The sequence below is a fragment of the Corynebacterium sp. LaCa54 genome (genome assembly GCF_046717495.1).
Lineage (GTDB): Bacteria > Actinomycetota > Actinomycetes > Mycobacteriales > Mycobacteriaceae > Corynebacterium > Corynebacterium kefirresidentii.
In genome coordinates this window covers 444178-471087 of sequence record NZ_CP177115.1, presented here as the reverse complement: position 1 = coordinate 471087, position 26910 = coordinate 444178, and the positions used below count along the sequence as shown (strand labels likewise).

Genomic DNA, 26910 nt, shown 5'->3' with positions numbered 1-26910 from the left:
GCGCTCAGAGATAGCCTGAGCGCCTTCTACGCATGCCGTTTTACTCCCACTCGATGGTTCCCGGTGGCTTGGAAGTGCAGTCCAAGACCACGCGGTTGACGTCCTTCACCTCATTGGTGATGCGGGTAGAAATTTTCTCCAGTACCTCGTATGGCAAGCGGGTCCAGTCCGCAGTCATGGCGTCCTCCGAGGACACTGGGCGTAGCACGATCGGGTGGCCATAGGTGCGGCCATCACCTTGCACACCAACGGAACGGACGTCGGCCAGCAGCACGACCGGGCACTGCCAAATCTGGTCATCCAAGCCGGCATTGGTCAGCTCGGTGCGGGCAATGAGGTCCGCCTCACGCAGCGTCTCCAAGCGTTCCTCGGTTACCTCACCGATAATGCGGATACCCAAACCTGGGCCTGGGAATGGCTGGCGGTTAACGATTTCTTCCGGCAATCCCAGCTCGCGGCCGACGGCGCGTACCTCGTCTTTAAACAGCAGACGCAGCGGCTCAACCAGCTCGAACTCCACGTCATCTGGCAAACCGCCAACATTGTGGTGAGACTTAATATTCGCCGTGCCGTCGCCGCCGCCAGACTCGACCACGTCCGGGTACAGCGTGCCTTGGACGAGGTAGTCGACGGTGGAGCCTGCAGGGGCGTCGTCAAGCACGCCCGCAACCGCACGCTCAAAGGCACGGATAAACTCCGCGCCGATGGCCTTGCGCTTTGCTTCTGGGTCGTCAACGCCGGCCAACTTCTCCAAGAAGGCACTGCGCTCATCCGCAGTCACCAGCTTCGCGCCGGTGGAGGCGACAAAGTCCTTTTCCACCTGCTCCCGCTCGCCAGCACGCAGCAAGCCGTGGTCGACGAAGACACAGGTGAGGCGATCACCGATGGCACGTTGCACCAGTGCCGCCGCTACAGCGGAATCCACACCGCCGGATAGGCCACAGATGGCGCGGCCGTCCTCGCCCACCTGAGCGCGAACGTCCGCGATGAGCTGCTCGGCGATATTATCGGCCGTCCAGTTCTGCTCTAGGCCGGCAATCTCGGTCAGGAAGCGGGTAAGTACCTCTTGGCCGTGCGGCGAGTGCTGCACCTCAGGGTGGTACTGCACACCGGCCATCTTCTTTTCCAGGCACTCCATCGCTGCAACCGGGGCACCGGCCGAAGTGGCCGTAACTTCAAAGCCCTCGGGAGCGGCAGATACGGCATCACCGTGGGACATCCATACCTTATGGGTAGTCTCCAGGCCAGCGTGCAGTACGCCGCCCTTAACGTTCATATCGGTGCGGCCGTACTCACGCTCGCCAGTCGACGACACAGTGCCACCAAGAGCGTGGTTCATGGCCTGGAAGCCATAGCAGATGCCGAAGACAGGAATGCCGAGCTCAAGCAGCTCCGGCTTCAGGGCCGGGGCACCGTCAGCATAGACGGAGGACGGGCCACCCGACAGGATAAGCGCGGCGGGATCTTTAGCTTTGATTTCCTCCACAGACGCGGAGTGAGGGACAACCTCGGAGTAAATCTTGGCCTCGCGCACGCGACGGGCAATAAGCTGCGCGTACTGAGCGCCAAAGTCCACAACGAGGACGGGGCGCGGGGTAGTGTTTGGCTTAGTCACGCCCCATAGTCTAACCCACTAAACTGATAGCTTATGAAGCGCTTGGCTATTGTGCTCACCACCGGGCTATTGTTATGCGGTTGTGACGCTACCCCAACTACGGCCGAGGTGACGTCTGCGCTGGATGAACAAGGTCCACAACGGGTAACACTCCCAGCCGCAGAAGTCTTTGGAAGCAAGTGGGACGAGTGGGCTCCCTTATGCGGCACTCAGCAGGCAGAGCGCATGGGATACCCAGAAGTAGCGCATAATTCGGTAGTGCTGCGCGCGAAAGAGGAAAAGAAGGTTGTAGAACTCAATCCTGCGGGAGCACGCGTGTGCCCTGTCCACGATGCAGGACAATGGCGGCCGATGTCGCGCGAGACCACATGGAGGAGGGAAGGCGGTTGGCAGTTGGTTTCCTGACCACCCTCCTTCTCCGCCACGCTCTACCTCTCCAGAGGAAAAGAAAGCTTGAAGACAAAACGCGGCTGCGCCAAGAAAGCACAGCCGCGTTCGAGATTGCCGATTAGTGGCGGACGGCGAGCTCAACCTTCTGGAAGGACTTCAGGTCGGTGTAGCCGCACTTTGCCATGGAGCGGCGTAGCGCGCCGACCAAGTTGGTGCGGCCGAAGGGCTCGCTGGAGGGACCGTGCAACACCGTTTCAAGCGAAGGAGCGGCAGACTCTTCTGCAGCTTCGGCCGGGGTACCGGCGGTGAGGAAATCAACATCCAAGTCGGCATCAGCTCCGGAGAACTGGACGAAGCCGCGGGGGAAACGCGGGTGACCGGCCGTGGCGGGCCAGTACCAGCCTTTACCGCCGGCCTCGCGGGCCTGAGCAAGCAGTGGGCCGAGAGCGACACTGTCGGCGCCACAAGCAAAAGCCTTGGCAATATTGCCGGAGTTTTCAAACTCGGTATCGGCGATGATGTGCACGTAGCGGCCGCCAGTCTCGTCGAGGTAATCGCGGCGGGCTGCGGCGGCGTCGGCAATCGCAGTGGCCATGGCCGAGTCGATACCAACGGTCTCGGCGTTGGTCGTCACACCAGCGCCTACGATAACGCCGGCCGCGCCAGTGCGCATCAGGTGCAGCGCGGTGGTGTAGTCGGTAACTCCGCCCGCGATGACCGGCACATCCAGCGATCCGATGAACTCCTTGAGGTTCAGCGGCTCGCCCCCGGTAGCCACGTGTTCGGCCGAGACCAGGGTGCCCTGAATAAACAGCAACTCAGCGCCGGCCGCGATGACCTTCGGGGCCATCTCACGAGCATTTTGCGGAGAAACGCGCACAGCAACGGTGACACCGGAGTCACGGACTTGGGAGATGCGTTCGGTAAGGAGGGCGTCGTCAAGCGGGGCAGCGTGTAGCTCCTGAATGATGGAGTTATCGCCCGGCTGCGAGTAAATGCGAGCTAGAGCGCCCTCGAGGTCCTCGTGGCGGCCCCACAAACCCTCAGCATTAATGACGCCCAGGCCACCTTGCTTGCCCATCTCGATGATGAACTCGGGCGTGGCGAGCGCATCGGTGGGGTGGGACACGAAAGGGATGTCGAAGGTATAGGCATCGATGTGCCAGGTGGTATCCACGTCCTTGGAGGAGCGGGTACGGCGTTGCGGCACGATGGATAGTTGCTCTAGATCAAAGGTGCGGCGGGCCTCGCGGCCGATGCCAATTTCGGCGTATTCACGCATGATATTCCTAGCGGTAGTTTGGTGCTTCTGCGATTTGCTGCAGGTGGTGCGGGTGAGATTCCTTCAGGCCCGCGGCGGTGATTTGAACGAAGCGCTTGGTCTTTAGCTCAGCCAGGGTGGCGGAGCCGGTATAGCCCATTGATGCGCGCAAACCGCCGACGATCTGGTGCACAATGGCATCGATATCGCCGCGGAAAGGCACTCGACCCTCGACGCCTTCCGGAACCAGCTTGTCTTCGCTGCGGACATCGGCCTGGAAGTAGCGATCCTTGGAATAGGAGCGCTTTTCGCCGGAAAGTCCACGGCCCTGCATGGCGCCCATGGAGCCCATGCCGCGGTAGCGCTTGTACTGCTTGCCCTGGTAGACCACGATGTCACCGGGTGCCTCGGTGGTGCCGGCAAACATGGAACCCAGCATGACGGTATCGGCGCCGGCCGCTAGGGCCTTGGCGACGTCGCCGGAGTACTGCATGCCGCCATCGCCGATCACCGGTACACCGGCCGGGCCAGCTACCGCGGCGGCTTCCATCAGGGCCGTAATCTGCGGCGCTCCCACGCCAGCGACGACGCGGGTGGTGCAAATGGAGCCCGGGCCAATGCCGACCTTGATGGCATCCGCGCCGGCATCAATCATTGCCTGGGCGGCCTCACGGGTGGCAAGGTTACCGCCGATGACATCGACCTTGGAGCCAAAGTCCTTTTGGACGCGGGAAACCATTTCCAACACGCGGTTGTTGTGGGCATGGGCGGAATCGACGACGAGGGCGTCCACGCCGGCGTCGACAAGCGCGGCGGCGCGCTGGTAGGACTCCTCGCCGGTACCGATGCCGGCCGCAACCAACAGGCGGCCGGCCGAGTCCTTCGACGCGTTAGGGTACTGCTCGGACTTTACAAAGTCCTTGACGGTAATCAGGCCGGTGAGCTTATTATCCGCATCGACGATGGGCAGCTTTTCCACCTTATTGGCCGACAACAGCTCGAGGGCTTCCTCCTTGGATACGCCCTCGCGCGCTACGACGAGCGGCATGGCCGTCATAACCTCGCTGACCTTGCGATCAAAGTCAGGCTCGAAGCGCATATCGCGGTTGGTGCAAATACCGACTAAAGTGCCGTCCTCATCTACCACCGGCAGGCCGGAGATACGGAAGCGGGCGCACAGCGCGTCTACCTCCCCAATGGTCATATCCGGGCGGGCAGTGATGGGGTCGGTGACCATGCCGGACTCGGAGCGCTTGACTATTTCTACCTGCTCGGCCTGGTCCTCGGTAGACAGGTTGCGGTGCAGCACGCCGATGCCGCCCTGGCGCGCCATGGCAATGGCCATGCGGGCCTCAGTCACGGTATCCATGGCGGCCGAGGCAAGCGGGACGCCGAGGCGAATATTGCGGGTAAACTGCGCGCCGGTATCGACCTCGGAGGGCACGATATTGGATTCGGCGGGCAACAGAAGCACATCGTCAAAGGTCAGGCCGCGCAGGGCTACCTTGTTCGGGTCATCTCCACCAGTATGAATACGGTTCTCGCTCATCGAGGTCTCTCCTTAACAGGTTTAGCGGCTACCACAACTGTAGTGCTTTGCCGGCCGACGACACCATTTGGGCAGGGGTAAATTGCCTCGGGAGGGTAAGTTCAATAGGCTCGCAGGCGTGAACTTCTTCGCCAATATGCCCCGCGATCCTTTCGCCGATGACCCGAATGACCCCGCCTCCTTCCTGGAGGAGGACGAGCAGGTCATGCCGCTTACCGACGACGACCGAATCGCCATCATCCACGACCTCGCGCTGGTGCAGAAATTCGCGTCCATCCTCGGCCCGCGCGGCATCGATGGCATCTTCTTCCTGTGCGAGGATTGCCAGGAAAACCACTTCTACGAGTGGGATATCATGGCCGCAAATATGCGCGCCACGCTCGAAGGGGAGCTAGCGCCAGTACATGAGCCGGGCGCCGAGCCGGATCCCTCCCGCTATGTTCCCTGGGACTATGCCTTGGGATACTTGGATGGCCTAGAGGGCCGCTAGCTTCTACAGCTGCTGGCCCATATCGATGGTGGTTGTCGGCTCATCCTCAACGTTCGGGTTGGGCTGTGGGTTCTGCTGCGCCGGCTCCGTGACTACCACGGTTTCGGTGGCGTACTGAGTTTCGGTCACGGTAACCTGTTCCGGCTGCTGTTCCGGTTGGGAAGCTTCTTCCGCCACGGTTTCGGTGGCGGTCTCCGTCACGGTGTGCGGGGCGGGCTTCGGGTGCGCAGAGCGCTTGTGTTCCGCCTCACTGTTGGCGGCGATGGCCTTTTCTTCCTTGCCTTCGGCCGCGTCCAGCTTGGCTCGGGCATCCCTCATCAGTTCCCGAGCACCTTCAATATCGCCTTCGGCCGCGCGAGATTCCATCTCTTCCAGCGTTCCGGCCAGCTCTACATTGCGGGTCTTATCCCCTTTATCAAAAGTTCCGGCATGCAGCATTGCGCCACCGGCTCCAGCAATGACTAGGGTTGCAGCGGCCGCGCCAATGAGACCATGCACGAAAGGCCCGCCGCGGCGACGCTTGCGCACCTTACCAAGATCAATAACCTGAGGCTCCGCCTCAGCGCCTTCTACCAGCGGGGCCGGAGGCATGTGCTTGTCGACGTCCCCCTTTAATTCCAGCAGCAACCCCGCCAGGTCATCCTGACGGTCGGAAGGGTCGTTGCCTTTCGAAAGCTCAGTGAGGAATGCATCATCATCGACCAAGGGCTGGAGCTGGTCCGCTAGGTCGTCGTTATCGCCGTGGTGCTTAGAAGCCATGATGGTGTCTCTCCCCCTTCCTTTCTGTTATGAAATACCTGCTGTGAGATTGGGCCACAAGCCGCTTAGTGTGCAGTTTCCTGCGCGACTTGGAGGGTCTTTCGCAATTGAGCTAGTGCTCGGTGTTGTGCCACACGGACCGCGCCTGGAGTGGAACCCACAATTTCCGCAGTCTCTTCTGCTGACAAACCGTTGAACACGCGCAGAATAACGATGTTTTTCGCCTTATCACTTAATGTATCGAGCAAGGCGCGCATTCTGTTACTACCGTCGGCCTCTAGCGCCCACTCTTCAGGAGTGGCTTCACGCGCGGAGTCTTCCGGAATTTCTTCGGTAGGCGTGGACTTATCGCGGCCCATCGCGCGGTGAGCATCAGTGACCTTATTAAATGCGATGCCATAAACATAGGCCATAAAAGGACGGCCCTTGTCCTCATAGGAACCAATCGAGGTAGCCACTGCTAGGCAAATCTCTTGGGCCACATCTTCCGCGGTGGGTTGGCGGCCGCCCCCGATGCGGGCGCGGCAGTAACGCAGGACCTGCGGGTGAATGATCTGCAGGACTTTTTGCAGCGCTCGACGGCTGCCGTCGACGGCATGCGGAACGAGATCCGCTAGCTCCTGTTCCCTATCGCTCACGTATGCACCCTCTGAGATGTTTTCGACCGGTAACTAACCATATTGGCACACGGGGAGTTTATGCAAAGGCAACGCGCAGCCCCATTACCTATGCAAGCTGAGCGGAAGAAAATTCACAAACCGTTAACCTTCGGCGTTTGCGCTGGTAAACCATGGTGCAGGAAGAGGAAGTGCGAGAATAATACTTAAAAGTCAAAAATCGGTAACCCACCGTTTACCCACGCGCGAAACACTACGTGAGGTTGCTTTCCGCGACGCTGCGGAAGCCACACAAGAATTCTCGCCCTTACAAAGGAGCTTAGTAACGTGTCTCAGCCTCATTTGCTTCCCGGTCCCACCGCTGACCTGTGGGATTGGCAGCTACAAGGCGCCTGCCGCGGAGAAAACTCGGACGTATTTTATCACCCGGATGGCGAGCGCGGCCGCGCCCGCGCCCAGCGCGAGAATCGCGCCAAAGCCATCTGCAATTCTTGCCCGGTCATTGATTTGTGCCGCGAGCATGCCTTGCAATCCGCCGAGCCCTACGGTGTCTGGGGCGGAATGAGCGAATCCGAACGCGTGGTAGAGCTTCGCCAGCGTCGCCGCGCCGCCGCGCCGGTCAACGCTTAAGGCAGGAAAGTTAGGGGGAGACGAGGGCGTCGGCAAAAACGCCCCGTCACCGAGTCACGCTGTTCGGCTAAGTCTGCTGGCGTGCCGCTAAAGACCGCCTGGCCGCCGGCCAAACCGGCTCCGAGGCCCAAATCGATGGCGTAGTCCGCGTGCGCGAGCACAGCCAGGTTGTGGTCGATACGGATGACGATATGGCCGGAGTCCACCTGCTCATCACGCCCGGCTCCACGTAGACCACACCCGCGCCGTTGCGCTTGAGGCAGGCACCCTCGAAACTCGCGGAATAAGAGTGCGGGTTTGATGCCATTGGCCTTGGCGAAGGTCTTGCGAACGGGGTCGGTATCACCGGTGACCTTGATGTATTCCACGGCCCTAGTCTAGGCACAACAAAACCCGCCGCGCGCAAAGCGGGGCGGGCGATGTTGGTAGCCCAGTTTAGTGCTGGTGGCCGTGACCGGCGTCAGCAGGCTGCTCTTCCTGTGGCTTTTCCACCACGGAGGCCTCGGTGGTAAGAACCATGCGGGCCACGGAGGTGGCGTTGACCACGGCCGAGTGGGTTACCTTGACGGGGTCGATGATGCCGTTATCGATGAGGTTGCCGTACTCAAGGGTATTGGCGTTAAAGCCTTCACCGTTGGTCATCTCAGCAACGCGGGAAACGACAACAGCACCGTCGAGACCAGCGTTTTCAGCAATCCAGTATGCCGGGCGGGTCAGGGCGCGGGCGACGGCGAGGACGCCGACCTTTGCTTCGCCCTCAAAGCCCTCAGCGAAGGACTCCAGCTCCTTAGAGATCTGGACCAGCACAGAGCCACCGCCGGCGATGACTCCTTCTTCCACGGCCGCGCGGGCCGCGTTGATGGCGTCTTCGACGCGCAGCTTGCGCTCGTTGACCTCGGTCTCGGTAGCGGCGCCGACGCGGATGACGGCCACGCCACCAGAAAGCTTTGCCAGACGCTCCTCCAGCTTTTCCTTATCCCAGGTGGAGTCGGTGCGCTCGATTTCGCGGCGGATCTGCTCGCGGCGCTCCTCTACCGCTTCAGCGGTGCCGCCACCATCGACGATGACAGTGTCTTCCTTGGTGATGGTCACGCGGCGAGCGGAGCCCAAAACGTCGAGGTCAGCCTCGTTGAGGTTAACGCCCACCTCTGGGTCGATGACGGTGGCGCCGGTAACGACGGCCAAGTCATCCATGAAGCCCTTGCGGCGCTCGCCAAAGTACGGAGCCTTCACGGCTGCGACCTTGAGCACCTTGCGGATGGAGTTGACGACGAGCGCCTGCAGCGGCTCACCCTCAACGTCCTCTGCGATGATGAGGGTTGGGCGGTTGGTCTCGGCGATCTTCTCCAGCAGCGGCAGGAAGTCCGGCAGGGAGGAGATTTTATTGCGGACGAGGAGCACAGCGGCGTCGTCCAGCACGGCGTGGTAGGTCTCTTCCTCCGTAGCGAAGTACGGGGAAAGGTAGCCCTTGTCAAAGGAAATTCCCTCGGTGACATCGACGGCGGAGTCGATGGTCTGGGATTCTTCGACGGTGACAACGCCGTCCTTGCCCACCTTGTCCATAGCACCGGCAACCATCTCGCCGACCTCCGGGTCGCGGGAAGAGACGGTGGCTACCTGGGCAATCTCGGACGAGGAATTGACTGCGGTGGCGCGGGCCTTGAGCTCCTCCACGGCCTTTTCGGCCGCCGCCGCGATGCCGCGGTTAAGCTCGATTGGGTTAGCGCCAGCTGCGACGTTGCGCAGGCCTTCGAAGATGAGTGCCTGGGCCAGCAAGGTGGCGGTAGTGGTGCCGTCACCTGCGATGTCGTTGGTCTTGACTGCAACGGACTTAACCAGCTGGGCGCCGAGGTTCTCGAATGGTTCCTCGATGTCGATATCGCGGGCGATGGTCACGCCATCATTGGTGACGGTGGGGCCGCCAAAAGCCTTGGACAGCACGACGTTGCGGCCGCGCGGGCCGAGAGTGACCTTGACGGCATCAGCCAGCGTATCGACGCCGCGCTGAATTCCCTCGCGGGCTTCTTGGTCGAATGCAATAAGCTTTGCCATAGTGAGGCCTACTTCTCGATGACGGCGAGCAGGTCACGGGAGGACAGCAGCAGGTACTCCTCACCGTTGTACTTCAGCTCGGTGCCGCCGTACTTGGAAAAGACCACGGTATCGCCCTCGTTGACGCCTACCGGGGTGACCTCACCCTTGTCGTTGGTGCGGCCTGGGCCTACTGCAACGACGGTAGCTTCCTGCGGCTTTTCCTTAGCGGAATCCGGGATAACCAGGCCGGAAGCGGTGGTGGTTTCAGCTTCTACGATCTGTACGAGGACGCGGTCCTCGAGAGGCTTAATGTTTGCCATGATGTTTCCTCCGTAGTGTTCTTATGCGCGCCGGTATGGCACGCGCGTGCCGGTTGTGGATGTCCAGCACAGCCGTCGTCGCGGGTGAACAACTGTGGGTCAAACAACCTGATTAGCACTCTACCCTCGCGACTGCTAACCCTCAACAATGACCCGGCCCACATTCTTAAGCCCTCAGCGATCCTTTCAGCGCTCCCGATTCCCCGCGCGTACAAAGCCGGCAAGCGCCAGCTTGACGACGCCCAGGGCGATAGACATCGCACCAAAAATTACGGCGAAGGCCGGCCACCACAGCTGCTCCACCAACGTCTGGCCGAAAGGAACCTGTGGGCTGAGCAGGTGGTGGAGTGGGAGGAGCGTCGCCAAGCACAGCGCCCAGACCACTCCGGCCGCAGTCAGGGTGAGGCAGGCCGCCTCCCCCACTTGTATGCGCGCCCAGGCCCCGGGGGTAGCGCCGGCGAGGGTGAGGCCGCGGATATCGGAGGCAATGCGCCCGTGCATGAGCAGCGAGGTGAGCACGGCACTCACGATGCTGGGGGCAAAGACAGGCCCTAAAAGGGCGACGAAGACCTGCCAGGACGATAGGGTGCCGCCGGCGCCTGCGGCGCTTTCAAAGCGCAGGCCAGAGCCTACGGCGACGATAAATCCGCCGACGAGGACCCACGGCACGATGTGCGGGGTAGAAAAGTTGCGACGCACGCGTACATTGGCCCCAGCGATGCCGGCCGCGTGGGTCCATTGGTCGATAGCGGGCATAAGCCAGGGCCAAAAGAGGGCGACGAGGATGACCAAGCCCATCTCGGCCGAGAGAAGATCGCCGGGATCGGCAATGTGCAGGCACCCGTAAACCGTGCTGCCGATGGCCGCGGACGCGAGCAAGAATTTCACCACGGTCCAGGCCGGGTGTGCGGTGGTGCGCGGCCGGAAGACTCGGCGTAGTGGAGGCAGCGCGCCAACTAGCGCTGCGGACATGCAGACTATGACCGCAATGACCGTGACCTGGCCGGTAATGGCAAGGTCCGGCATGGGGATGCCATCGCTGCGTAGCGCGCGTACGCACGGAGCGAGCAGCGGGCCGGCCGGCAGTACTCCAAGCAGCCCTGCGGCCGCGCTGACTACGGCGACCTGGCCTAGAATGAAGGCAATAATCATCCACCCCGGCATGCCCACCATGCGCCAGGAACGGTAGACCGGCTCGCGCTCGGCGATGATAAGGCGCATTTGCGATAGCGTCACCAACACCACCACGCACAGGGCCATGCCGAGTACCGTGCCGCCCACCGGGCCGGCGGGGTTTTCTTCGGCCCCGGAGGAGGCGACCAGCATGGCTAGCGCCAGGGTGCACGAGGTGGAAGAGACCACCAACGTCAGCGCCACGGCCAGCCACGATAACCAATTGGACTGTAAGTCCTTAAGCCACACCAGCATGGGCTACCTCCTCAAGGGAAATAACGCGGTCGGCCGCTTCAGCGGCGAGGTGCGAGTGGGTCACCATAATCACGCTGGCGCCATCGCGGGCGGCGGTGCGCAGGTGGGAAAGGACGGTGGATGCGGTGGCGTCGTCAAGCGCGCCTGTGGGTTCGTCGGCGAAGATATAGGGCGCTTGAGCCAGCAGGGCCCGGGCTACAGCCACGCGTTGTTGCTGACCACCGGAAAGCTGTGCGGGCAGGCGGCGCTCCAGACCAGCAAGGCCGAGCGAATCAAAGACCTCCGCCACCCGGCTGCGTGACGGGCGCCGGCCGGAAAATCGCGCGGTCAAGGTGGCATTGCGCTGCGCATTGAGGGATTCCAAGAGGTTATAGTCCTGGAATACAAAGGCACGCTGCCTGCGCCCCGGCGCGTTGACTTGTCCGGAAGTGGGTTTATCCAGCCCGGATAGCAGGTTTAGGAGCGTGGTTTTACCGCTACCGGAAGGCCCCATGATGGCGACGAATTCGCCCGGGGCGATGGAAACAGTGACCCGCTTGAGCACAGTGCGGCGGCCGTAGCGCTTAGTGAGATTTTCTGCTTTTAACATGCCTTTGATTCCACTCGGCCGCGCAGAAGAAAGACATGGGGCGGGCTGCCCAGAAAATGGTAGAGCTAGCTCTACTGCTCCACGCCGGGTAAGGCGGCTAGGCTCTTGGGTTATGCGAACCCTCAAAGCCTGCGCGTGGAGCCTTGTCCTTGGCGCGCTATTTATCCCGGCGTTGGTGGTTTCGGTGCTGATGCTGCCGTGGGTTCCGCTGGTGGGACGCGCCGCGGAATTTGTCGGCCGGTTGGGTGCACGGTGGATGGGCGTGGAGATCCCTTCCCGGCGTGCGGGCCGGTGGTTTGATTGGCAGCAGTTTTATCACCTTATTATGCAGCTATTGCTTTCAGCTGCCTGCTTTGCCGCGTGGACTGCCTTGGGTTTTACGGCGGGTGTGCTGGTCATTGCGCCATTCGTGCCAAAGACCGAATTCTCCTTTGGCGAGTGGTCTACCACCAACCGGCCGCTCATTTTCTTTACCTGCTGGCTCACCGCGCCGTTGCTGGTGGCTTTATTGGTGGGGCTCAACCGCCTGTTGGTCTTGGCGTCGACCTCGTTGACTCGGCTGGCGTTGAGCCCCTCGGCCGAGGAGTTGGCGGCCTCGCGCGCCACGCTTATCGATGCCTTCTCCGGCGAGCGCCGCCGCATCGAGCGCGAGCTGCACGATGGACCGCAGCAGTACCTGACCGCGCTCAAGCTCAACTTGGCGGCGGCGAAGTTGCAGGCCCCGTCCGAGGCGCTGCCTGCTTTGGCCGATGCGGAACATAATGCTTCTTTGGCCCTGGCTTCCCTGCGCGCAACGGTGCGCGGCATTGCCCCGCAGGTGCTTTTCGACGCCGGGCTTATCCCCGCCCTCGACGAGCTACTCGCCCACTCCGGGCTGGAGACTGAACTGCACGTGGACGGGCCGGAACGCTCCGTGGACGAGACCACTGCCCTGCTGGCCTATCATGCGGTGGCCGAGGCACTTACCAATGCCTCCAAGCACGGCGCGGCCACCGAGGCGAAGGTAACGGTTACTTTCGGGGACATGCTGCGCCTGGACATCGTTGATAATGGCACCGGCCCCGACCTCAGCCCCACGGCCAAGGCGTCCACCACGGACGCGGCGACAGTCGCCACGTCGGGAGCCGGTACCGGCATAGCCGGGCTACGCGAGCGCGCCGCCGCACTGGGCGGCACGCTAAAACTTGCCGCGGCACACGAGACTGCCGCGGGCGAACGCGGCGGCCGACTACTAGTCGAGCTGCCGCTGAAGGAGGCGGAATGAAACTATTACTCGCGGAAGATTCCGCGCTGCTGCGCGCCGGGCTCGAGCAGCTACTCAGCTCTTTGGGCCATAGAGTTACAGCCGCCACGGATGCCGAAGAACTGCGCGCAATCGCTGGGCGAGAAGCCTTCGACCTCATTATCAGCGATGTGCGCATGCCGCCCACCATGACTGACGACGGCCTGCGAGCCGTCCATGACCTGCGAGCGCTAAACCCTACCCAACCAGTGGTGGTGCTAAGCCAATACGTAGCGGCAAGCTACCTCGACCGCCTCTTGGAGCACGGGGGATTTGGCTATCTGCTCAAAGAGCGCGTCTCTGATGTAGAGGAATTCGTGCGCACGCTCGACGAGGTCGCCCGCGGCGGCACCGTGGTGGACCCAGAGGTGGTTACGGCACTGCTGTCTGCAAAGCGCACTGGCCTCGCCCAACTCACCGCCCGCGAACGGGAGGTGCTGGGACTGATGGCGCAGGGGTTGAGCAATAAAGAAATTGAAGACACGCTCGTTCTTAGCGCTGGCGCGGTAAGCAAGCATGTCTCCAATGTTTTTACGAAGCTCGGGTTCCTGCCCGAGGATTCTAACCGACGGGTCAAGGCCGTGCTGGCGTGGCTGCGCCACACCGAGCGCTAATAACGCCGGCGACGCGAGCTACTTCTTGGAGCTGAGTCCACTCAAAGCATCGCTGGAGCTCAGGGAGCTGCCGCCTTCCGGATCCTGTGGCACCTCTGGGGTGTCGGGGTCGGTAGAGGCGTCGGCAGGCGCAGCGCCACGGTCCTTCTTCTTCAGCGAAACCTTGTCTACCAGGGTGTTATCGGCTTCGTTGAAGGTAGCGAAGGTGAGCTTGTCATCGGAGACATCCACGCGCATGTAGTCCTCGGTGTAGTCCTGGCGCCACATGGCGGTGGACTCATGGGCGAGCTTCGGATCGATGGTCTCCATGCGTGCGCCCTTGTGCTTCTGATTATTAACGTCAGTGAAGTCGTAGTACTTGCCGCCACCCGCGGTGGTGGTGGTCAGATACAAGGCCTCACCATCCTTGGGTTCGAGGACATCGCCGCGCTGCGGCTTCTTTTCTGGCAGGACTGGCTTGTTGTTTTTCATCAGGTGGCTGCGGGTGTAGATGTGGTCGTGGCCGGAGAGCACGGCATCCACGTTGAGCTCAGAGAGTACCGGGGTGAGCTTCTCGCGCAGGTTGGTGACGTCCTTATCAAAGTGGTGCGAGCCCTGTGAATACGGACCGTGGTGCATGCCAACTACGATCCAGTCATTATCCGCGCCACGAGATTCCACGGCCTCGCGCAGGAATTGCTCGTGGCGAGCAATATCGGCGTCGGAAGAAGCATTGGAGTCCAGGCCAATAAAGAGCACGTTATTGCGCTCGAAGTAGTGGTCGCGGATATCTTCGGCCTGGTGGGGGTTAGAGAAGTGCTCATCATGATGTTTCATGGTGAGGTTATAAGTCTCGTGGTTGCCCGGAACGGTATTGGTCGGGATGTGACGAATTTCCGGGGCGGAGAAGTAGGCATCGTACTGCGGCACTTGGGCGCCCCAGCCTTCTACTTGATCCCCTAGGGACCAGATCATGTTGGCATTGGGCACATGGGAAGCCGCGTGAGCGATGGTTTTGCGCCATTGCTCCGCTTGGTCATCTACCTTGAGGTCCACGCCGATTTGTGGGTCCGCAACGGTGAGGAAAGACCACTCATCACCGTTGGAGCCGGTGTTGAAGGTTTCTGGTTCGGACCAGCCGCTTTCCTCGGAACCGACGCGATAGGAGTACTCGGTATCCGGCTGCAGATCGGTGGCGGTGGCGAACTGGGATTTATAAAGCAGGGCGCCGTAATCGCGTTCCTCGGCGCGGAAAGTCTTGGTGCCTTCCGGGCCGGTAACCTCGAGGACTTCGTCGGCTTTGGACTTGGTGCGCCACGTAACCATTACCTGGGATTCATCCTCGCCCGGCTGCAGGATGGTGCGGTAGATGGGCGAATCAGCGGCCAGCGCCGGGGTGGCGGGCACGATGGTGGCGGCACCGCCCACGGCAAGGGCGGTAACGAAGGAGGCGACGAAGCGCGATGATCGAAGCATACAGTTTTCACCTTTTGGAGTCTTAGAAAAAGCAGTACGGCTCCCTAGGACACCATAAGAATGTGAACACCGTATTACGAGCGCGCGAAAAGCGCTTGAACCCTACCTGTGAGGGGCTAGGTTTAAAGGCTCTTGGTGGAATTGATAACGGCCGCGCGCCAGAGCGTGTACTCCTCTGGGTTATCTTCGCGGTAGTTCTTGACGGCGCGAATGCCCTGCTCCACGGACTCGATGACGGCGTCAATGGTTTTATCTTCGCCCTCGGCATCAACGAAGATGACCGGACCACAAATGGAGCGGATGGGGTCTTGCAAGAAAGCGGCATTGCCGGTGGCGGCGGCGTTGCGCGCCAAGGAGGCTACTGGGTTGGGTTCGGCGCCTTCGGCCTTGGCTTCGGGGTTGTAGAGCGCCGCATAGGTGGTGCCGTCTTCTTGGAATACTACGGAGACGCGGTCCTCAGTGGTGCCGCCCAAGAACTGGTTGGCGTGCTCCAGCTCGAATTCCAGCTTGCGGCGGGTGAGATCAGGGTTGACAAGGAAACCGACGGTCATGAGAGAAAGCTCCTTCACAAAGCCAAGAGGGCATGAACGCCTTTTAGGGTACCGGCCCCGCACCCCGCCTGCAGAGCGAGAAAGAAGAACTTTAGGTTAACTGCGGCTCTTCCACATCCAGCTGGGTATCGGTGCCAACTCCGAGGCCAGAGGGCTGGGCACCTTCATGAATAAGCTGCGCACCAATGGCCGCGATCATCACGCCATTGTCGGTACACAGCGAAAAGCGCGGCACGCGCAGCTCGACCCCAGCGGCGGCACAGCGCTCGCTAGCCAGCTTGCGCAGGCGGGAATTAGCGGCCACGCCGCCTCCCAGTAGCAGCACCCGGGCGCCCGTGTCCTCGCAGGCACGCACGGCCTTGGCGGTCAGGACATCGGCCACGGCTTCCTGGAAGCTGGCGCAGACATCTTCCACGCTGATGGTTTCCCCTGCCTTTTCGGCGCGCTCCACGTAGCGGGCCACGGAGGTCTTGAGCCCAGAGAAGGAAAAATCGTGGCGGTGCGGGCCGCGCAGATCCTCGGGGCGGGACATGCCGCGCGGAAAATCGATGGTGGCTTTACCGCGCGCGGCGAGCTTATCAATCACCGGGCCACCCGGGTAGCCGAGGCCAAGCAGGCGCGAGACTTTGTCGTAGGCCTCACCGGCGGCGTCATCAAGCGTGGAGCCCAACTCGCGCATAGGCTTGCCGACGGCCTCTACCTCCAACAGCTGTGTATGCCCACCCGAGACCAAAAGGGCCACCGAATGCGGCAGCTCTTCGCCTTCCAGGTTGGCCACGGCAACGTGGCCGCCTAGGTGGTTCACGCCGTAGAAAGGCACGCCCCAAGCCGCGGCATAGGCCTTGGCGGCCGAGGCACCCACCAGCAAAGCACCGGCTAGCCCTGGCCCCACGGTGGCGGCGATGGCATCTGGCTTAGCGATACCCGCCTCATTCAGCGCCGCCTGCATGACCTGCGGCATGGCCTCAAGGTGGGCACGGGAGGCGATCTCCGGGACGACGCCGCCGAAACGCGCGTGCTGCTCCATGGAGGAAGCGACAGCATTGGCGATGATTTCCATGTGGCCGTCCTCGCGAAGCTCGACAATGCCCACGCCGGTTTCGTCGCAGGAGGACTCGATGCCCATGATCTTCATGACTGCTCCTTAAGTTTCTTTAACGCTCGGACTGGCGCGGGCGCACCATCACGTGCGCATCTGCTCCGGAAGGTTGGTAATAATTCTTACGCATCCCCTGCTTGGCAAAGGCATACCCCTCATAAAGGCCGATAGCAGGTTCGTTGCCTACCCGTACCTCGAGGAAGACCGGGGCGTCTTTAAGATCCGCAATATGACAAATATTGTCCATCATCATGCGAGCGATGCCGCGGCGCTGTGCGGCGGGATCGACGCCGATGGTGTGGATTTCAAATTCTGGATCAGCCGCTGGCCCCATCATGCCGATTCCCGCATAACCTAGCAGCACTGTGGATTCGTGCGCGGGGTCGAGCGCGCCTTCTACCCCGAAATAGAAGTTGAAGGGCTGGGCCATTTCCTGGTGGAAGACTCCGCTGGACCATGGGGTCTCTCCGGGGAAAAGGACCTTTTCCAGCTCGGCGCACCGGGGTGCGTCGGCCGGGGTCAACTCGCGCAGCTTCACAGTTCCACCTTGGGGATGGCGGCCGACAGCTGTTGCTGCTTCGGCGGAACCGCATCCGGGCGGCGTAGGTAGAGCGGCACAACGGGGGCCGGTTCCGCAGTGAGGTCAGCTACAGCCACTAGGGCTGCTGCGGTGGGATGGGCCGCGCGGTGCGGCAGCTCGGTCAGCTCCTCCGGTAGCTGAGCGGCGAGGCGCTCGGGGATGATGACCTCGGCAGTACCGGTGAGTCCCACCTCAACTTCTGCCGGCTTAGTTACCTCAGGACCAGAGATGCGCTGCACACCAGAATCGGTGGCGCGGTAGGTGGCCCAATAGATCTCTTTGCGGCGTGCGTCGGTAGCCACCAAGGCGGTGGCCTCGCCGTCCGCGTCTGCGGGGCTCGCGGGGAGGCCGGCAGCATGGGCGATTGCATCGTGGGTGCATACGCCGTGGAGGGGGATGGACAGGGCGTCGGCAAGCGCGGAGGCAGTCGCCATCCCCACGCGCAACCCGGTAAACGGGCCTGGGCCCACGCCGGTGACCACCGCATCTAGGTCGGAATACTCCATGCCTGCCTCTGCGAGGGCGTCAGTGATCGTAGGTATGAGCAGCTCATTATGAGCGCGGGTATCTTCCAATACGCGCTCGGTGGTCTGCCCAGTGGCGGTATCTACTACCCCGGTGACCAAGGCGGTAGTTGCCGTGTCGATCGCGAGGACGCGCATTAGCCAACCAGCTTCCAGGTTCCATCCTGACGCTGGAACGCCAAAGGCTGAGCGCCCTGGACCATCGGTACTCCGCCATCCAGGCTCTGGCCCTGCTGCTCCATGGCCTTGATTTGGGTATTGATCATTTCACAGACTTCGACCTTTTCCGGGTCCAGCTCTTCGATGAAGGGCTCAGTGCTCTGGGAGATGGCAACCGCATAGCTCTTGCCCTCTGGGACCTTGCCATCTTCAAAAGTGATGTCCTTGGTATCGATCTGTGCCTCTTTGACCTTATCTTCCTTCATGCCCGGGCAGATGAAGCCAATAGCGGCATAGTCCTTGCCGTAGACATCGGAAGGAATAAGGCTCATCGCCTCCAAGTTTTTCGGCGTCTTAGACAGCGTGGAGCTGAGGTTTCCCTCCAATGGATTGTCCTCGCGCAGGGTAGACGAGGCGAGGAGAACCATCATGACAACAATAAAGATGGCGATAATGGCGGCGGTAAGGTTGCGAGCGAATTTAGTCATGGGGTGAGTAAGGCTCCTTGAAAAGTTTTTAAGTTTCAGGCGGTGGGCGGTTTATCTGGCAACCGATGCTACCTGGTTAACCGCAACACAAAACCCACAGGGTAGTGCCTGCCAGTGTAGGCGGGCGACCCTGTGGGTGAGTAATTAACGCGATGTATTGGCGCTATAGCAACAACAGGAGCAATACCTGCGCGGCAATAATCTTGCCGATCATCGTGGTGGGATAAACCGTGGCCCATCCACGAGCTGCCAGCTCGGTGCCGGTTTGGTCACGAATATAGGCAAAGACCGCAGGGTTGGTGGTCATACCAGCCGCACAGCCCATGGCCTCGTCCCACTTCAGCTTCAGCACTAGCATGCCGATGACACCGATAAGAATGGCGGAGATCAAGGTGATGATAAGGCCCACGCCCATGATGGTCAGGGAGGACGGATCAGTTAGGGCATCGCGGAAGGAGGCGCCGGCCGAGGTGCCCACGCCAGCGAGGAAGAGGGTCAGTCCCATATTAGAAATGGTTTCGCGCGTGTGAAACGGCATCTGCCAGTTAAGCGGACCCGTCCGGTTGAGGTAGCCCAGCAGCAGGCCGACGACCACGGGGCCGCCGCCGAAGCCTAGCTGCAAGGTGGAGCCGCCCGGCATCGGAATCGGAATGAGGCCGAGCAACATACCCAGCGTCAGGCCGATAGCCATGGATAGCAGGTCCGCGTTACCCAAAGCAGCTTCAGAGTCACCGAGGTACTTGCGCACGTACGGCAGGCGGCTCGGGCTGGTTACTACGCGAACGCGGTCAGAATAGTTAAGCACCGTATCCGGGTGCGGGACGAGGTCTTTATCGCCCTTGCGGACACGAGCGATGATAAAGCCGTGGTCAAGAGCTTTGATCTCGCGGATCGACTTACCGGCAATGTCCGGGTTGGACACGGTAACGCGGGTGTACTTTAGACCGGCTTCCTCGGTCAGCTCCACCGGGTATTCTTCACCCAAAATCTCAATGGCCTTATCGACGGCCTCTTCGGAGCCATTGAGGAGGTATGCTTCGCCCTCGCATAGCGGCATTTCTGGGACGGCGAGGCGGTGACGCTCTTCGTCAGAAACGATACGAGTAGCAACGACAGTCTGGCCGGTTACGCGATAGATATGACCAGCGGTATCATTAAAGTTCTTGGTCAAGCGCACGCCCTTGGCCACGAGCTCGGCGGGAATCATGCCCTCCGCGCGGGCATCTTCCTCATGGTTGACCTTAACCACCTTGGCGCCGATAGCTGCGACCAGAATCGCGCCGATAACCGCACCCGGGTAGGCCAGGGAGTAACCGACAACCGGGGTGGAATCGCCCACCATTTCCACCACGGCGGCCATACCCGGTGTGGAGGAAAGCGAACCGGCGAACATACCGGTAGCTTCTGGCACGCTCAGGCCAAAGGCGCGGATGAGGCCAAAGCCTACGGCGACCAGGATAACCAGCATTCCCAGCATGAATACCGTGAGCTTCCAGCCACGGGTCTTAAACTCGCGGACGAAGGAAGGCCCAAAGCTTAGGCCAATGGCATAAACGAAAATCGCCAGGCCAAATTGATAGACCAAAGGCGGGATTTGGATATCAGGATTAGCGGTAGATAGACCCAAAGCTACGAACATCGCAGCCGCGGCACCGAGGGAGATGCCGAAGATCTTGATCTTGCCAATCGCTAGACCCACCGCCATGATGACGAAGAGAGATAGCAAAGGACTAGAGGCGAGAAAATTCAACACCTCAATAGAATTACGTACTGGTTATACTCGGAGCAAGTTCTCCACCTAGGATATTCATCACTTATCCGCCCTTAAGGTGGGCATATGTGTTATAAACCTCCCCGCCACGACCATGTGAAGCGGCGAACATCCTCGTCTGCGCCCGCATATTCCGCCGGCTCGCGGTCGATGCTAATAAACAGGTAACGTTCCGCAATCTGCTCTACCAGTCCCCCGCCCCATTCGGCGATGACCACGGCGTCTTCTAGCTCCGTGTCCAAGTCCAAAGCATCGAGCTCCCCTAGCGGATCCCCGGAATTAGCGCCGCCTTCATCGAGCAAACGGTAGGCATCAACGTGAACGAGGTCCGGCCCACCTACGGTTGAGCGGTGCACCCGGGCAATCACGAAGGTCGGCGAGGTTACCCGCCCCTTGACCTGCATGCCCTTGGCGACGCCCTGCGTTAGCGTCGTCTTTCCAGCCCCCAATGGCCCATCCAGGATCACCACATCGCCAGCCTCGAGCGCCGCGCCCAGCTCTTCGCCGAAAGCATAGGTTTCTTCCACCGTGGATAGGTCACGGCTGCCGGATTCCGGAAAGCTACTGCGCATCTTCTTCTCCTATGTATTCGCGTTCGGTGCGGCCATCGGGCAAGCAGACCACCTCGTAGTTGATGGTTCCTGCCGCCGCGGCGAGATCCGTAGCCGATACTCCCCCGTTGCCGAAAATCACGGCAGCTTGACCCGTGTCCACGCCATGGGGGTTGTCGCCCAAGTCCACCACAATCTGATCCATACAGATTCGGCCTACCTGTGGATACAGGTGCCCGCCGATGCCTACATGCAAGTCGCCTTGATAACCACGCGGTAGACCATCGGCGTATCCGCAATCCACGGTGGCCAAAAATCCCGGCTTATCCGCCTTCCAGGTCAGTCCATAACAGGTGCCTTCCCCTGGCTGAATCGGCTTTACGTTAAAAATCTGCCCGGACCAAGTCATGGCTGGGCGCAGACCATGCTCGCGGCCGTCAATAGGCTCCAAACCATAGCAGGCGGCGCCCACACGTACCTGCTCAAAATAGGAGGAAGGACGCGTCAGCACAGCTGGTGAATTGGCCAGGTGATTGACTGGGCACTCCAGCCCAATCTCGCGCGCGAGCCGCAGGGCCTTGCGGAACGCCTCCTCTTGGGCGTCGTTGTGTGGATTATCCGGCTCATCAGCACAGGCAAAGTGCGACATAAGGCCGAGGACCTTGATTTGTGGGGCGTCGCGCAGCACCTTAAAAGTGTCCGCCCAATCCTCTTCATCCACACCGGAACGGTGCATGCCGGTTTCTACCTTGACATATATCTCAGCAGGAAAATCGGCTTTAACCAGCTTATGTGCCTGTTCAAGAGAGTTAACTGCTACCTCAATGCCGCAGGCAAGTGCCTCTTCGAGGATTTCGTCCGTCTGCCAAATCCACGCCACGATGGGTGCCTCCACACCCGCGCGGCGCAAATCCACCGCCTCCCGCAGAGTGGCCACGCCAAAGCTATCCGCGCCTGCACGCGCCATTACCGGCACGACTTTGGCCGCGCCGTGGCCATAGGCATCGGCCTTGACCACGCACATGAGCTTGACCTCAGGCCCTACCTTTTCCTTGATGAGGCGGACGTTGTGCGCGATGGCGGAGAGATCAATGGTGGTTTTCAGCATGTCCACCATTGTGCCACTGCTCACCCCTTTGCTGAATTCGGGCGGGTAGGGGCCGGTGAGCGAGCAACGTGCCTACACAAATTTGTACAAACAAAAAGGAAGCCCCCTTTCCTACCACGCAAGAAACGCGGCAGGTAAGGGGGCCTAACGGCGGACGCTTGGAGTGGATTACTCCACGGTCACGGACTTGGCCAGGTTGCGCGGCTGGTCCACGTCGTAGCCCTTGGACTTGGCTACGTGGGCGGCGAAGATCTGCAGTGGCACGGTAGCCAGCAGCGGCTGCATGAGGGTCGGGGCCTTCGGGATGCGGATGACGTGGTTTGCGTAATCCTCCACGGCGGTATCGCCTTCTTCCGCTATCACGATGGTGATGGCACCGCGGGCACGGATCTCCTGAATATTGGAGACGACCTTGGAGTGCAGGGAGTCGCGGCCACGTGGGGATGGCACGATAACGAAGACCGGCTGGCCCTCCTCAATAAGCGCAATTGGGCCGTGCTTGAGTTCACCTGCGGCAAAGCCCTCGGCGTGCAGATAAGCGATCTCCTTGAGCTTCAGCGCGCCCTCGAGAGCCACCGGGAAGCCGACGTGGCGGCCCAAGAAGAGCACGGATTCCGCGTCCTTCATGGAATTGGCCAGGTTGGCCACCTGGTCTTCCTCGTCGATGACGCTTTGGACCTTATCCGGCATGTGGCGCAGCTCAGCAAGAACGCCCTGGATCTCATCGGCGAACATATTGCCGCGCAGCTGAGCCAGGTAGAGGCCAAGCAGGTAGGTGGCGGTAATCTGCGCGAGGAAGGCCTTGGTGGAGGCCACGGCGATTTCCGGGCCGGCGTGGGTGTAGAGCGCGGCGTCGGATTCGCGCGGGATGGACGAGCCCTGGGTATTGCAGATGGCAATAACCTTGGCGCCCTGCTGGCGGGCGTGGCGCACGGCCATCAAGGTATCCATGGTCTCGCCGGACTGGGACAGCGCAACAACGAGGGTCTTCTCGTTCACGATCGGATCGCGGTAGCGGAACTCGTGGGCGAGCTCGACCTCGGTAGGAATGCGGCACCAGTGCTCGATGGCGTAGCGCGCCACGTGGCCGGCGTAGGCGGCGGTACCGCAGGCAATGACGATGATCTTGTCGATGGACTTCAGCACGGTCTCATCGATGCGCAGATCATCGAGGGTCAGTTGGCCTTGCTCATCGAAGCGGCCCAGCAGGGTATCGCGCACGGCGGAAGGCTGGTCGTGGATTTCCTTTTCCATGAAGGAATCAAAGCCGCCCTTTTCCGCAGCGGCGGCATCCCACTTGATTTCAAAAGGCTTGCCCTGTGCAGGGTTGCCCTCATAATCGGTAATTTCCACTTCGTCCGCGGTGATGGTCACAACCTGGTCGTTGTCCATCTCCACGGCAGACTTGGTGTAATCAATAAAGCCGGATACATCGGAGCCGAGGAAGTTCTCGCCCTCGCCCAAGCCGATAACCAGCGGGGAGTCGCGGCGAGCGGCAACAATGCGATCGGCCTGCTCGGCGTGGATGGCTAGCAGGGTAAACGCGCCCTCCAGGCGAGCGCAGGTTAGCTGCATAGCCTTGGTCAGGTCACCGGCTGCCTCGTTGTGGAAGACATCTCCCAGCAAGGTGGCAGCGACCTCGGTATCGGTCTCGGAAACAAAATTATAGCCCTTGTGCAAAAGCTCGGACTTGAGCTCCGCAAAGTTCTCGATGATGCCGTTGTGTACCACTGCCAGCTTGCCGCCATCGACCACGTGCGGGTGCGCATTCAGGTCGGTGGGGCCACCATGGGTAGCCCAGCGGGTATGGCCGATACCCAGCACGGAGTCAGGCAACGGGCGGGCTGCAATCTCAGCATCCAGCGCAGCGACCTTACCGGCCTTCTTGCGCCAGCTGATATCTCCATCGGCGTACATTGCTACGCCAGCGGAGTCATAACCGCGGTATTCCAAACGGCGCAGCCCTTCTAGAACTACGTCGAGGGCGAAGTAATCACGGCCACCACCAGCGTGACCAATATATCCAACAATTCCACACATGGTTGCTGATTTTACAGCACAAGGGGCAAAGCTCTAGGCGGGCGGGGCGTCGGCAAGCAAGGCACGGCACCCCACCCGCTACTGTGCTGGGAAAACTAGCGCGATGCCTGTTCCAAAAGCTCCAAAATGTGGTGGTAATCCTCGCCGGTGGCTCGGGTGAGACCAAGCTCGCAAGTGCGGTTGGTCGAGGCGTGATACTGCGCTCCGATTGCCCTGACCTGTGCCGCTTCGGCGCGGGTGGCGGCAGCGGTAAGCTCCGGGTGAAGCATGCCGCGGTCGCCGGCATAGCCACAGCAATTCCACTCGGTGGGAATGTGTACCTCGGCCGCGGCGGCGCGGGCCACCTTTTCTACATCATCCATCATGCCCAGTTGGAAAGCAGAGCAGGTAGGGTGCACAGTCACGGAAGCCACTGGATTCTTTACTTCCAGCTGCGGCAGCAAGGTATCGGCCGTAAAGCTAATGGCGTCAATAACGGTGATACCCACCGACTCCAACATATCTTTAAAGCCAGCGGTGCAGCTGCTGGCGTCCACGATAACCGGCAGGCGCGCACCATCAGTAGCGTCCATGATAATATCGCGCACGCGCTGCTCCATTGCATCGTGGCCGGCCTGCATGCCCTTGGAAGACCATGGTGTACCACAGCAAAGCTTGTCGATGCCCTGCGGAACCTCCAGCGCGACCCCGGCGCGCTCCAAGAGTGCCACAAAGGAATCGGTAGCACCCTTGCCGCCGCCTTGCGGGCCGAACATGGTGTTCACGCAGGCGGGCAGATAGATTCCGGTGGTCTGGGCATAGCGATCACCTACGCGGCCGGCCAAGCGGCCGCGGGACTTGCCGCCCTTGCCCAACTCTGGCTGGTACTGCGGGAGATTATCGGCACCGATGAGACTGCGGCCCACATCGGTAACCTTTTTGACTAGCTCGGTGGGCAATAGGTGCGCGCCGGTAAGCGCTACCCCGGCGCCTTGGCTGACTACCTGCCAGTTCTTGGCGGCAGCACCCCACAGCTTTTGCTGCGCTGGCTGGGCTTCCTCGCGGCGCAAGCGCTTGATGAACTTGCCGGTATCGATGCCTACTGGGCAGGCAGTGCGGCACATCGAATCCACGGCGCAGGTCTCGACGCCCATGTACTCGTAGGCCCGATCTAGCTCAGCGACGAGTTGGCTATCGCCAGCTTCTTCCGCGCGCTTGCGGGCGCGGCGCACCACAATGCGTTGGCGTGGGGTAAGCGTGAGGTCGCGCGACGGGCAGACCGGCTCGCAGTAGCCGCACTCCACGCAGCGGTCTACTTCCTCTTCCACGGTGGGATTGAGCTTGATGTTTTTGATGTGTGCATCGGGGTCATCGTCCAAGATGACGCCGGGGTTCATCGTGTTGGTGGGATCGCAGGCCCGCTTGAGTTCCTGCATTACCTCATAGAGCTCATCGCCGTACTGGCGGCGCACATACGGCGCCATGGCGCGGCCGGTGCCGTGTTCCGCCTTGAGATTGCCCTCGGCCGAGAGGACCAAGTCCACCATGCCCTCGTTGAAACCGTTATAGCGACCGATGGCATCATCGCCTTCAAAGCGGTCCGTAAGCAGGAAGTGGATATTGCCGTCCTTGGCGTGGCCGAAAATGACGGCATCATCATATCCATAGCGGGCAAAGAGTTCCTGCAGCGAAGAACAAGTATCTGCCAGATCGCCGACAGGCACGACGATGTCTTCCAAAAGGGCCGTCGTGCCAGACGGGCGCGCCTCTGCTACCTGGGCGTACAGACCCTTGCGGAAATTCCAAGCGGTAGTGCGCGTTGTGGCATCAGCCGAGAAGGCTGCCGGGGACTGCAGCGGCAATTCGCGCAAGAGCTGCGATCCCTTGCTTTCTTTCTCCTGCAGTTCCTCTTGGGCATCAGCGTGATACTCAATGAGCAACGCGGCCTGCTTATCCACATCGAAACCGGTAATGGCCTGCGGCACCTTATCAAAGCCTTGACCGACGCGAATAGAGGCAGAGTCCATCAGCTCCAGGGTGGCCGCTCCGGTCTCCAAAAGTGCCGGCAGGGACTTGGTGGCAGCGCTGAGATCATCAAATACGGCCACCGTGGTGGTGGTCAGCTTAGAAATCGGCACCGTGCGGAAAACCGCTTCCGCAATGAAGGCCAGGGTTCCTTCCGAACCGATAAGCAGGTGCTCAAAAAGCTTGACCGGGCTATCAAAGTCGAGGAAGGAATTGAGACCATAGCCCATCGTGTTTTTCAGCTGGAAGTGACGGCGGATAATATCCACGGATTCCTGGTTATCGCGTACACGGCGCTGCAGGCGGATAAGCGTGTCCACCAGCTCCGGTTCCTGCTCCTGGAACTGCCGGTCTGCATCGGGATCGGCGGTGTTAATTACGGTGCCGGTAGGCAGCACAAAGGTCAGCGATTCCAGAGTGTTATACGTATTGAGCTCAGTGCCGCAGGCCATGCCGGAGGAGTTATTAGCCACCACGCCGCCGATGGTGCAGGCAGACTCGCTGGCCGGATCCGGCCCCAGTTTGCGGTTGCGCAGGCCTAGGCGGGCGTTGACCTGACGCACCGTCGCGCCGGGCTGGACGCACACGCGCTTGCCCTCATCAAGAACTTCTATACCGCGGAAGTGCTTGCGCACATCCACCAGGTATCCATCGCCGGAAGCCTGACCTGCCAGAGAGGTGCCACCGGAGCGCAGAGTTACCGGAACATTCTGCTGCCGGCCCGCACGGAAGATGGCCGCCACATGCTCGGCGGAGCGAGCCTCGATGACTGCCTTGGGGGTGTACAGGTAGTGCGAGGCATCGGAGGCATGTGCCACGCGGTCAATGACTTCGGTCTTTACCTCCATCCCATAGCGAGTAGAAAGTTCTTGCACATCAACGACGCCGGTAGTCATGTACCGCAGCCTGCCTTCCCAGAAAAAGAGTACGTAGTTGTTCACACATTGCACTCCCCTGCGCTTAGCGTCGCAAGTTAGGAGGGGCTTAGGAAAGCTCGCCGCC

At 60.9% G+C, this 26910-nt stretch carries 25 protein-coding genes and 1 pseudogene; 5 read left to right on the top strand and 21 right to left on the bottom strand.

Annotated elements, in window-relative coordinates:
• Window positions 1-40: 40 nt before the first annotated feature.
• The gene (guaA, locus tag ACLI1M_RS02425; protein WP_023020633.1) at window positions 41-1615 is read right to left on the bottom strand and encodes a glutamine-hydrolyzing GMP synthase; all 1575 of its coding nucleotides are present in this window, start codon (window positions 1613-1615) and stop codon (window positions 41-43) included.
• A gap of 33 nt (window positions 1616-1648) precedes the next feature.
• Between guaA and ACLI1M_RS02420 the strand changes: the two genes are divergently transcribed.
• On the top strand, window positions 1649-2020 hold the full coding sequence (locus tag ACLI1M_RS02420) for a hypothetical protein (protein WP_023020632.1): 372 nt from the start codon (window positions 1649-1651) through the stop codon (window positions 2018-2020).
• Between the two features lie 103 nt (window positions 2021-2123).
• Here ACLI1M_RS02420 and ACLI1M_RS02415 read toward each other — a convergent pair whose 3' ends face one another.
• Window positions 2124-3287, bottom strand: a complete 1164-nt coding sequence (locus ACLI1M_RS02415; protein WP_239205805.1) for a GuaB3 family IMP dehydrogenase-related protein — start codon at window positions 3285-3287, stop codon at window positions 2124-2126.
• A 7-nt stretch (window positions 3288-3294) separates the two neighbouring features.
• Complete coding sequence (gene guaB / locus ACLI1M_RS02410) at window positions 3295-4815, bottom strand: IMP dehydrogenase (protein WP_200288244.1); 1521 nt, start codon at window positions 4813-4815, stop codon at window positions 3295-3297.
• A 118-nt stretch (window positions 4816-4933) separates the two neighbouring features.
• Here guaB and ACLI1M_RS02405 point away from each other — a divergent pair, with 118 nt between their 5' ends.
• Window positions 4934-5305 (top strand): DUF5319 domain-containing protein, encoded by a 372-nt coding sequence (locus ACLI1M_RS02405; RefSeq protein WP_005326826.1) that lies wholly within the window; start codon window positions 4934-4936, stop codon window positions 5303-5305.
• A 3-nt stretch (window positions 5306-5308) separates the two neighbouring features.
• On the opposite strand, the gene ACLI1M_RS02400 is transcribed toward ACLI1M_RS02405, so the two are convergent.
• Both ACLI1M_RS02400 and ACLI1M_RS02395 read right to left on the bottom strand, forming a co-directional pair.
• Complete coding sequence (locus tag ACLI1M_RS02400; RefSeq protein ID WP_200288245.1) at window positions 5309-6064, bottom strand: hypothetical protein; 756 nt, start codon at window positions 6062-6064, stop codon at window positions 5309-5311.
• A gap of 65 nt (window positions 6065-6129) precedes the next feature.
• Window positions 6130-6702, bottom strand: coding sequence for a sigma-70 family RNA polymerase sigma factor (locus ACLI1M_RS02395; RefSeq protein WP_049359746.1), 573 nt, complete (start codon window positions 6700-6702; stop codon window positions 6130-6132).
• A 306-nt stretch (window positions 6703-7008) separates the two neighbouring features.
• Between ACLI1M_RS02395 and ACLI1M_RS02390 the strand changes: the two genes are divergently transcribed.
• On the top strand, window positions 7009-7311 hold the full coding sequence (locus tag ACLI1M_RS02390; RefSeq protein ID WP_023020627.1) for a WhiB family transcriptional regulator: 303 nt from the start codon (window positions 7009-7011) through the stop codon (window positions 7309-7311).
• On the opposite strand, the pseudogene ACLI1M_RS02385 reads toward ACLI1M_RS02390, so the two are convergent.
• From ACLI1M_RS02385 to ACLI1M_RS02365, 5 genes and pseudogenes are all read right to left on the bottom strand, one after another.
• Window positions 7308-7661, bottom strand: a pseudogene (locus ACLI1M_RS02385) (hypothetical protein); the annotation flags it as partial. The gene ACLI1M_RS02390 and the pseudogene ACLI1M_RS02385 sit on opposite strands and share 4 nt — an antisense overlap.
• A gap of 85 nt (window positions 7662-7746) precedes the next feature.
• Window positions 7747-9363 carry a chaperonin GroEL gene (gene groL / locus ACLI1M_RS02380; protein WP_248099803.1) on the bottom strand — a complete coding sequence of 539 codons (1617 nt, stop codon included), beginning with the start codon at window positions 9361-9363 and terminating at the stop codon, window positions 7747-7749.
• A gap of 8 nt (window positions 9364-9371) precedes the next feature.
• Entirely contained in the window at window positions 9372-9665 is a 294-nt protein-coding gene (groES, locus tag ACLI1M_RS02375; protein ID WP_005322702.1) for a co-chaperone GroES, read from the bottom strand.
• A 186-nt stretch (window positions 9666-9851) separates the two neighbouring features.
• Entirely contained in the window at window positions 9852-11093 is a 1242-nt protein-coding gene (locus tag ACLI1M_RS02370) for an FtsX-like permease family protein (RefSeq protein ID WP_248099805.1), read from the bottom strand.
• Window positions 11077-11682 (bottom strand): ABC transporter ATP-binding protein, encoded by a 606-nt coding sequence (locus ACLI1M_RS02365; RefSeq protein ID WP_023020623.1) that lies wholly within the window; start codon window positions 11680-11682, stop codon window positions 11077-11079. The genes ACLI1M_RS02370 and ACLI1M_RS02365 overlap by 17 nt, the downstream gene beginning before the upstream one ends.
• Window positions 11683-11794: 112 nt before the next feature.
• On the opposite strand from ACLI1M_RS02365, the gene ACLI1M_RS02360 reads away from it, so the two are divergent.
• Window positions 11795-12946, top strand: a complete 1152-nt coding sequence (locus ACLI1M_RS02360) for a sensor histidine kinase (RefSeq protein ID WP_239208232.1) — start codon at window positions 11795-11797, stop codon at window positions 12944-12946.
• Window positions 12943-13578, top strand: coding sequence for a response regulator transcription factor (locus tag ACLI1M_RS02355; RefSeq protein WP_200288249.1), 636 nt, complete (start codon window positions 12943-12945; stop codon window positions 13576-13578). Before ACLI1M_RS02360 ends, ACLI1M_RS02355 begins: the two co-directional genes overlap by 4 nt.
• Before the next feature lie 18 nt (window positions 13579-13596).
• Here ACLI1M_RS02355 and ACLI1M_RS02350 read toward each other — a convergent pair whose 3' ends face one another.
• From ACLI1M_RS02350 to ACLI1M_RS02300, 11 genes are all read right to left on the bottom strand, one after another.
• On the bottom strand, window positions 13597-15033 hold the full coding sequence (locus ACLI1M_RS02350; protein WP_239208231.1) for a purple acid phosphatase family protein: 1437 nt from the start codon (window positions 15031-15033) through the stop codon (window positions 13597-13599).
• A 122-nt stretch (window positions 15034-15155) separates the two neighbouring features.
• Window positions 15156-15584, bottom strand: coding sequence for a hypothetical protein (locus ACLI1M_RS02345; RefSeq protein ID WP_023020619.1), 429 nt, complete (start codon window positions 15582-15584; stop codon window positions 15156-15158).
• A gap of 91 nt (window positions 15585-15675) precedes the next feature.
• Window positions 15676-16719: a tRNA (adenosine(37)-N6)-threonylcarbamoyltransferase complex transferase subunit TsaD gene (tsaD, locus tag ACLI1M_RS02340; RefSeq protein ID WP_248099807.1), complete on the bottom strand. Its 1044-nt coding sequence runs from the start codon at window positions 16717-16719 to the stop codon at window positions 15676-15678.
• Between the two features lie 19 nt (window positions 16720-16738).
• Window positions 16739-17221, bottom strand: coding sequence for a GNAT family N-acetyltransferase (locus ACLI1M_RS02335; RefSeq protein ID WP_248099809.1), 483 nt, complete (start codon window positions 17219-17221; stop codon window positions 16739-16741).
• A complete protein-coding gene (tsaB, locus tag ACLI1M_RS02330; RefSeq protein WP_239208227.1) occupies window positions 17218-17925 on the bottom strand; it encodes a tRNA (adenosine(37)-N6)-threonylcarbamoyltransferase complex dimerization subunit type 1 TsaB in 708 nt (235 codons plus the stop codon). Before tsaB ends, ACLI1M_RS02335 begins: the two co-directional genes overlap by 4 nt.
• On the bottom strand, window positions 17925-18434 hold the full coding sequence (locus ACLI1M_RS02325; protein WP_239208226.1) for a hypothetical protein: 510 nt from the start codon (window positions 18432-18434) through the stop codon (window positions 17925-17927). The genes tsaB and ACLI1M_RS02325 overlap by 1 nt, the downstream gene beginning before the upstream one ends.
• Before the next feature lie 163 nt (window positions 18435-18597).
• Window positions 18598-20187: an aspartate:alanine exchanger family transporter gene (locus ACLI1M_RS02320; protein WP_248099811.1), complete on the bottom strand. Its 1590-nt coding sequence runs from the start codon at window positions 20185-20187 to the stop codon at window positions 18598-18600.
• 89 nt (window positions 20188-20276) lie between these two features.
• Window positions 20277-20777: a tRNA (adenosine(37)-N6)-threonylcarbamoyltransferase complex ATPase subunit type 1 TsaE gene (tsaE, locus tag ACLI1M_RS02315; protein ID WP_248099813.1), complete on the bottom strand. Its 501-nt coding sequence runs from the start codon at window positions 20775-20777 to the stop codon at window positions 20277-20279.
• Window positions 20767-21870 carry an alanine racemase gene (alr, locus tag ACLI1M_RS02310; protein ID WP_248099822.1) on the bottom strand — a complete coding sequence of 368 codons (1104 nt, stop codon included), beginning with the start codon at window positions 21868-21870 and terminating at the stop codon, window positions 20767-20769. The genes tsaE and alr overlap by 11 nt, the downstream gene beginning before the upstream one ends.
• A 162-nt stretch (window positions 21871-22032) precedes the next feature.
• A complete protein-coding gene (glmS, locus tag ACLI1M_RS02305; RefSeq protein WP_023020611.1) occupies window positions 22033-23904 on the bottom strand; it encodes a glutamine--fructose-6-phosphate transaminase (isomerizing) in 1872 nt (623 codons plus the stop codon).
• A 95-nt stretch (window positions 23905-23999) separates the two neighbouring features.
• Window positions 24000-26804 carry an FAD-binding and (Fe-S)-binding domain-containing protein gene (locus ACLI1M_RS02300; RefSeq protein WP_411706733.1) on the bottom strand — a complete coding sequence of 935 codons (2805 nt, stop codon included), beginning with the start codon at window positions 26802-26804 and terminating at the stop codon, window positions 24000-24002.
• Window positions 26805-26910: the final 106 nt, after the last annotated feature.

Bases quoted from the DNA above. Each gene is read 5' to 3' on its own strand.
- ACLI1M_RS02415 (WP_239205805.1), bottom strand. From the start codon at position 3,287: ATGCGTGAATACGCCGAAATTGGCATCGGCCGCGAGGCCCGCCGCACC.
- tsaD (WP_248099807.1), bottom strand. From the start codon at position 16,719: ATGAAGATCATGGGCATCGAGTCCTCCTGCGACGAAACCGGCGTGGGC.
- ACLI1M_RS02370 (WP_248099805.1), bottom strand. From the start codon at position 11,093: ATGCTGGTGTGGCTTAAGGACTTACAGTCCAATTGGTTATCGTGGCTG.
- ACLI1M_RS02350 (WP_239208231.1), bottom strand. From the start codon at position 15,033: ATGCTTCGATCATCGCGCTTCGTCGCCTCCTTCGTTACCGCCCTTGCC.
- glmS (WP_023020611.1), bottom strand. From the start codon at position 23,904: ATGTGTGGAATTGTTGGATATATTGGTCACGCTGGTGGTGGCCGTGAT.
- ACLI1M_RS02400 (WP_200288245.1), bottom strand. From the start codon at position 6,064: ATGGCTTCTAAGCACCACGGCGATAACGACGACCTAGCGGACCAGCTC.
- groES (WP_005322702.1), bottom strand. From the start codon at position 9,665: ATGGCAAACATTAAGCCTCTCGAGGACCGCGTCCTCGTACAGATCGTA.
- groL (WP_248099803.1), bottom strand. From the start codon at position 9,363: ATGGCAAAGCTTATTGCATTCGACCAAGAAGCCCGCGAGGGAATTCAG.
- ACLI1M_RS02355 (WP_200288249.1), top strand. From the start codon at position 12,943: ATGAAACTATTACTCGCGGAAGATTCCGCGCTGCTGCGCGCCGGGCTC.
- ACLI1M_RS02300 (WP_411706733.1), bottom strand. From the start codon at position 26,804: ATGACTACCGGCGTCGTTGATGTGCAAGAACTTTCTACTCGCTATGGG.
- ACLI1M_RS02360 (WP_239208232.1), top strand. From the start codon at position 11,795: ATGCGAACCCTCAAAGCCTGCGCGTGGAGCCTTGTCCTTGGCGCGCTA.
- tsaE (WP_248099813.1), bottom strand. From the start codon at position 20,777: ATGCGCAGTAGCTTTCCGGAATCCGGCAGCCGTGACCTATCCACGGTG.
- ACLI1M_RS02365 (WP_023020623.1), bottom strand. From the start codon at position 11,682: ATGTTAAAAGCAGAAAATCTCACTAAGCGCTACGGCCGCCGCACTGTG.
- ACLI1M_RS02420 (WP_023020632.1), top strand. From the start codon at position 1,649: ATGAAGCGCTTGGCTATTGTGCTCACCACCGGGCTATTGTTATGCGGT.
- tsaB (WP_239208227.1), bottom strand. From the start codon at position 17,925: ATGCGCGTCCTCGCGATCGACACGGCAACTACCGCCTTGGTCACCGGG.
- ACLI1M_RS02345 (WP_023020619.1), bottom strand. From the start codon at position 15,584: ATGACCGTCGGTTTCCTTGTCAACCCTGATCTCACCCGCCGCAAGCTG.
- ACLI1M_RS02325 (WP_239208226.1), bottom strand. From the start codon at position 18,434: ATGACTAAATTCGCTCGCAACCTTACCGCCGCCATTATCGCCATCTTT.
- guaB (WP_200288244.1), bottom strand. From the start codon at position 4,815: ATGAGCGAGAACCGTATTCATACTGGTGGAGATGACCCGAACAAGGTA.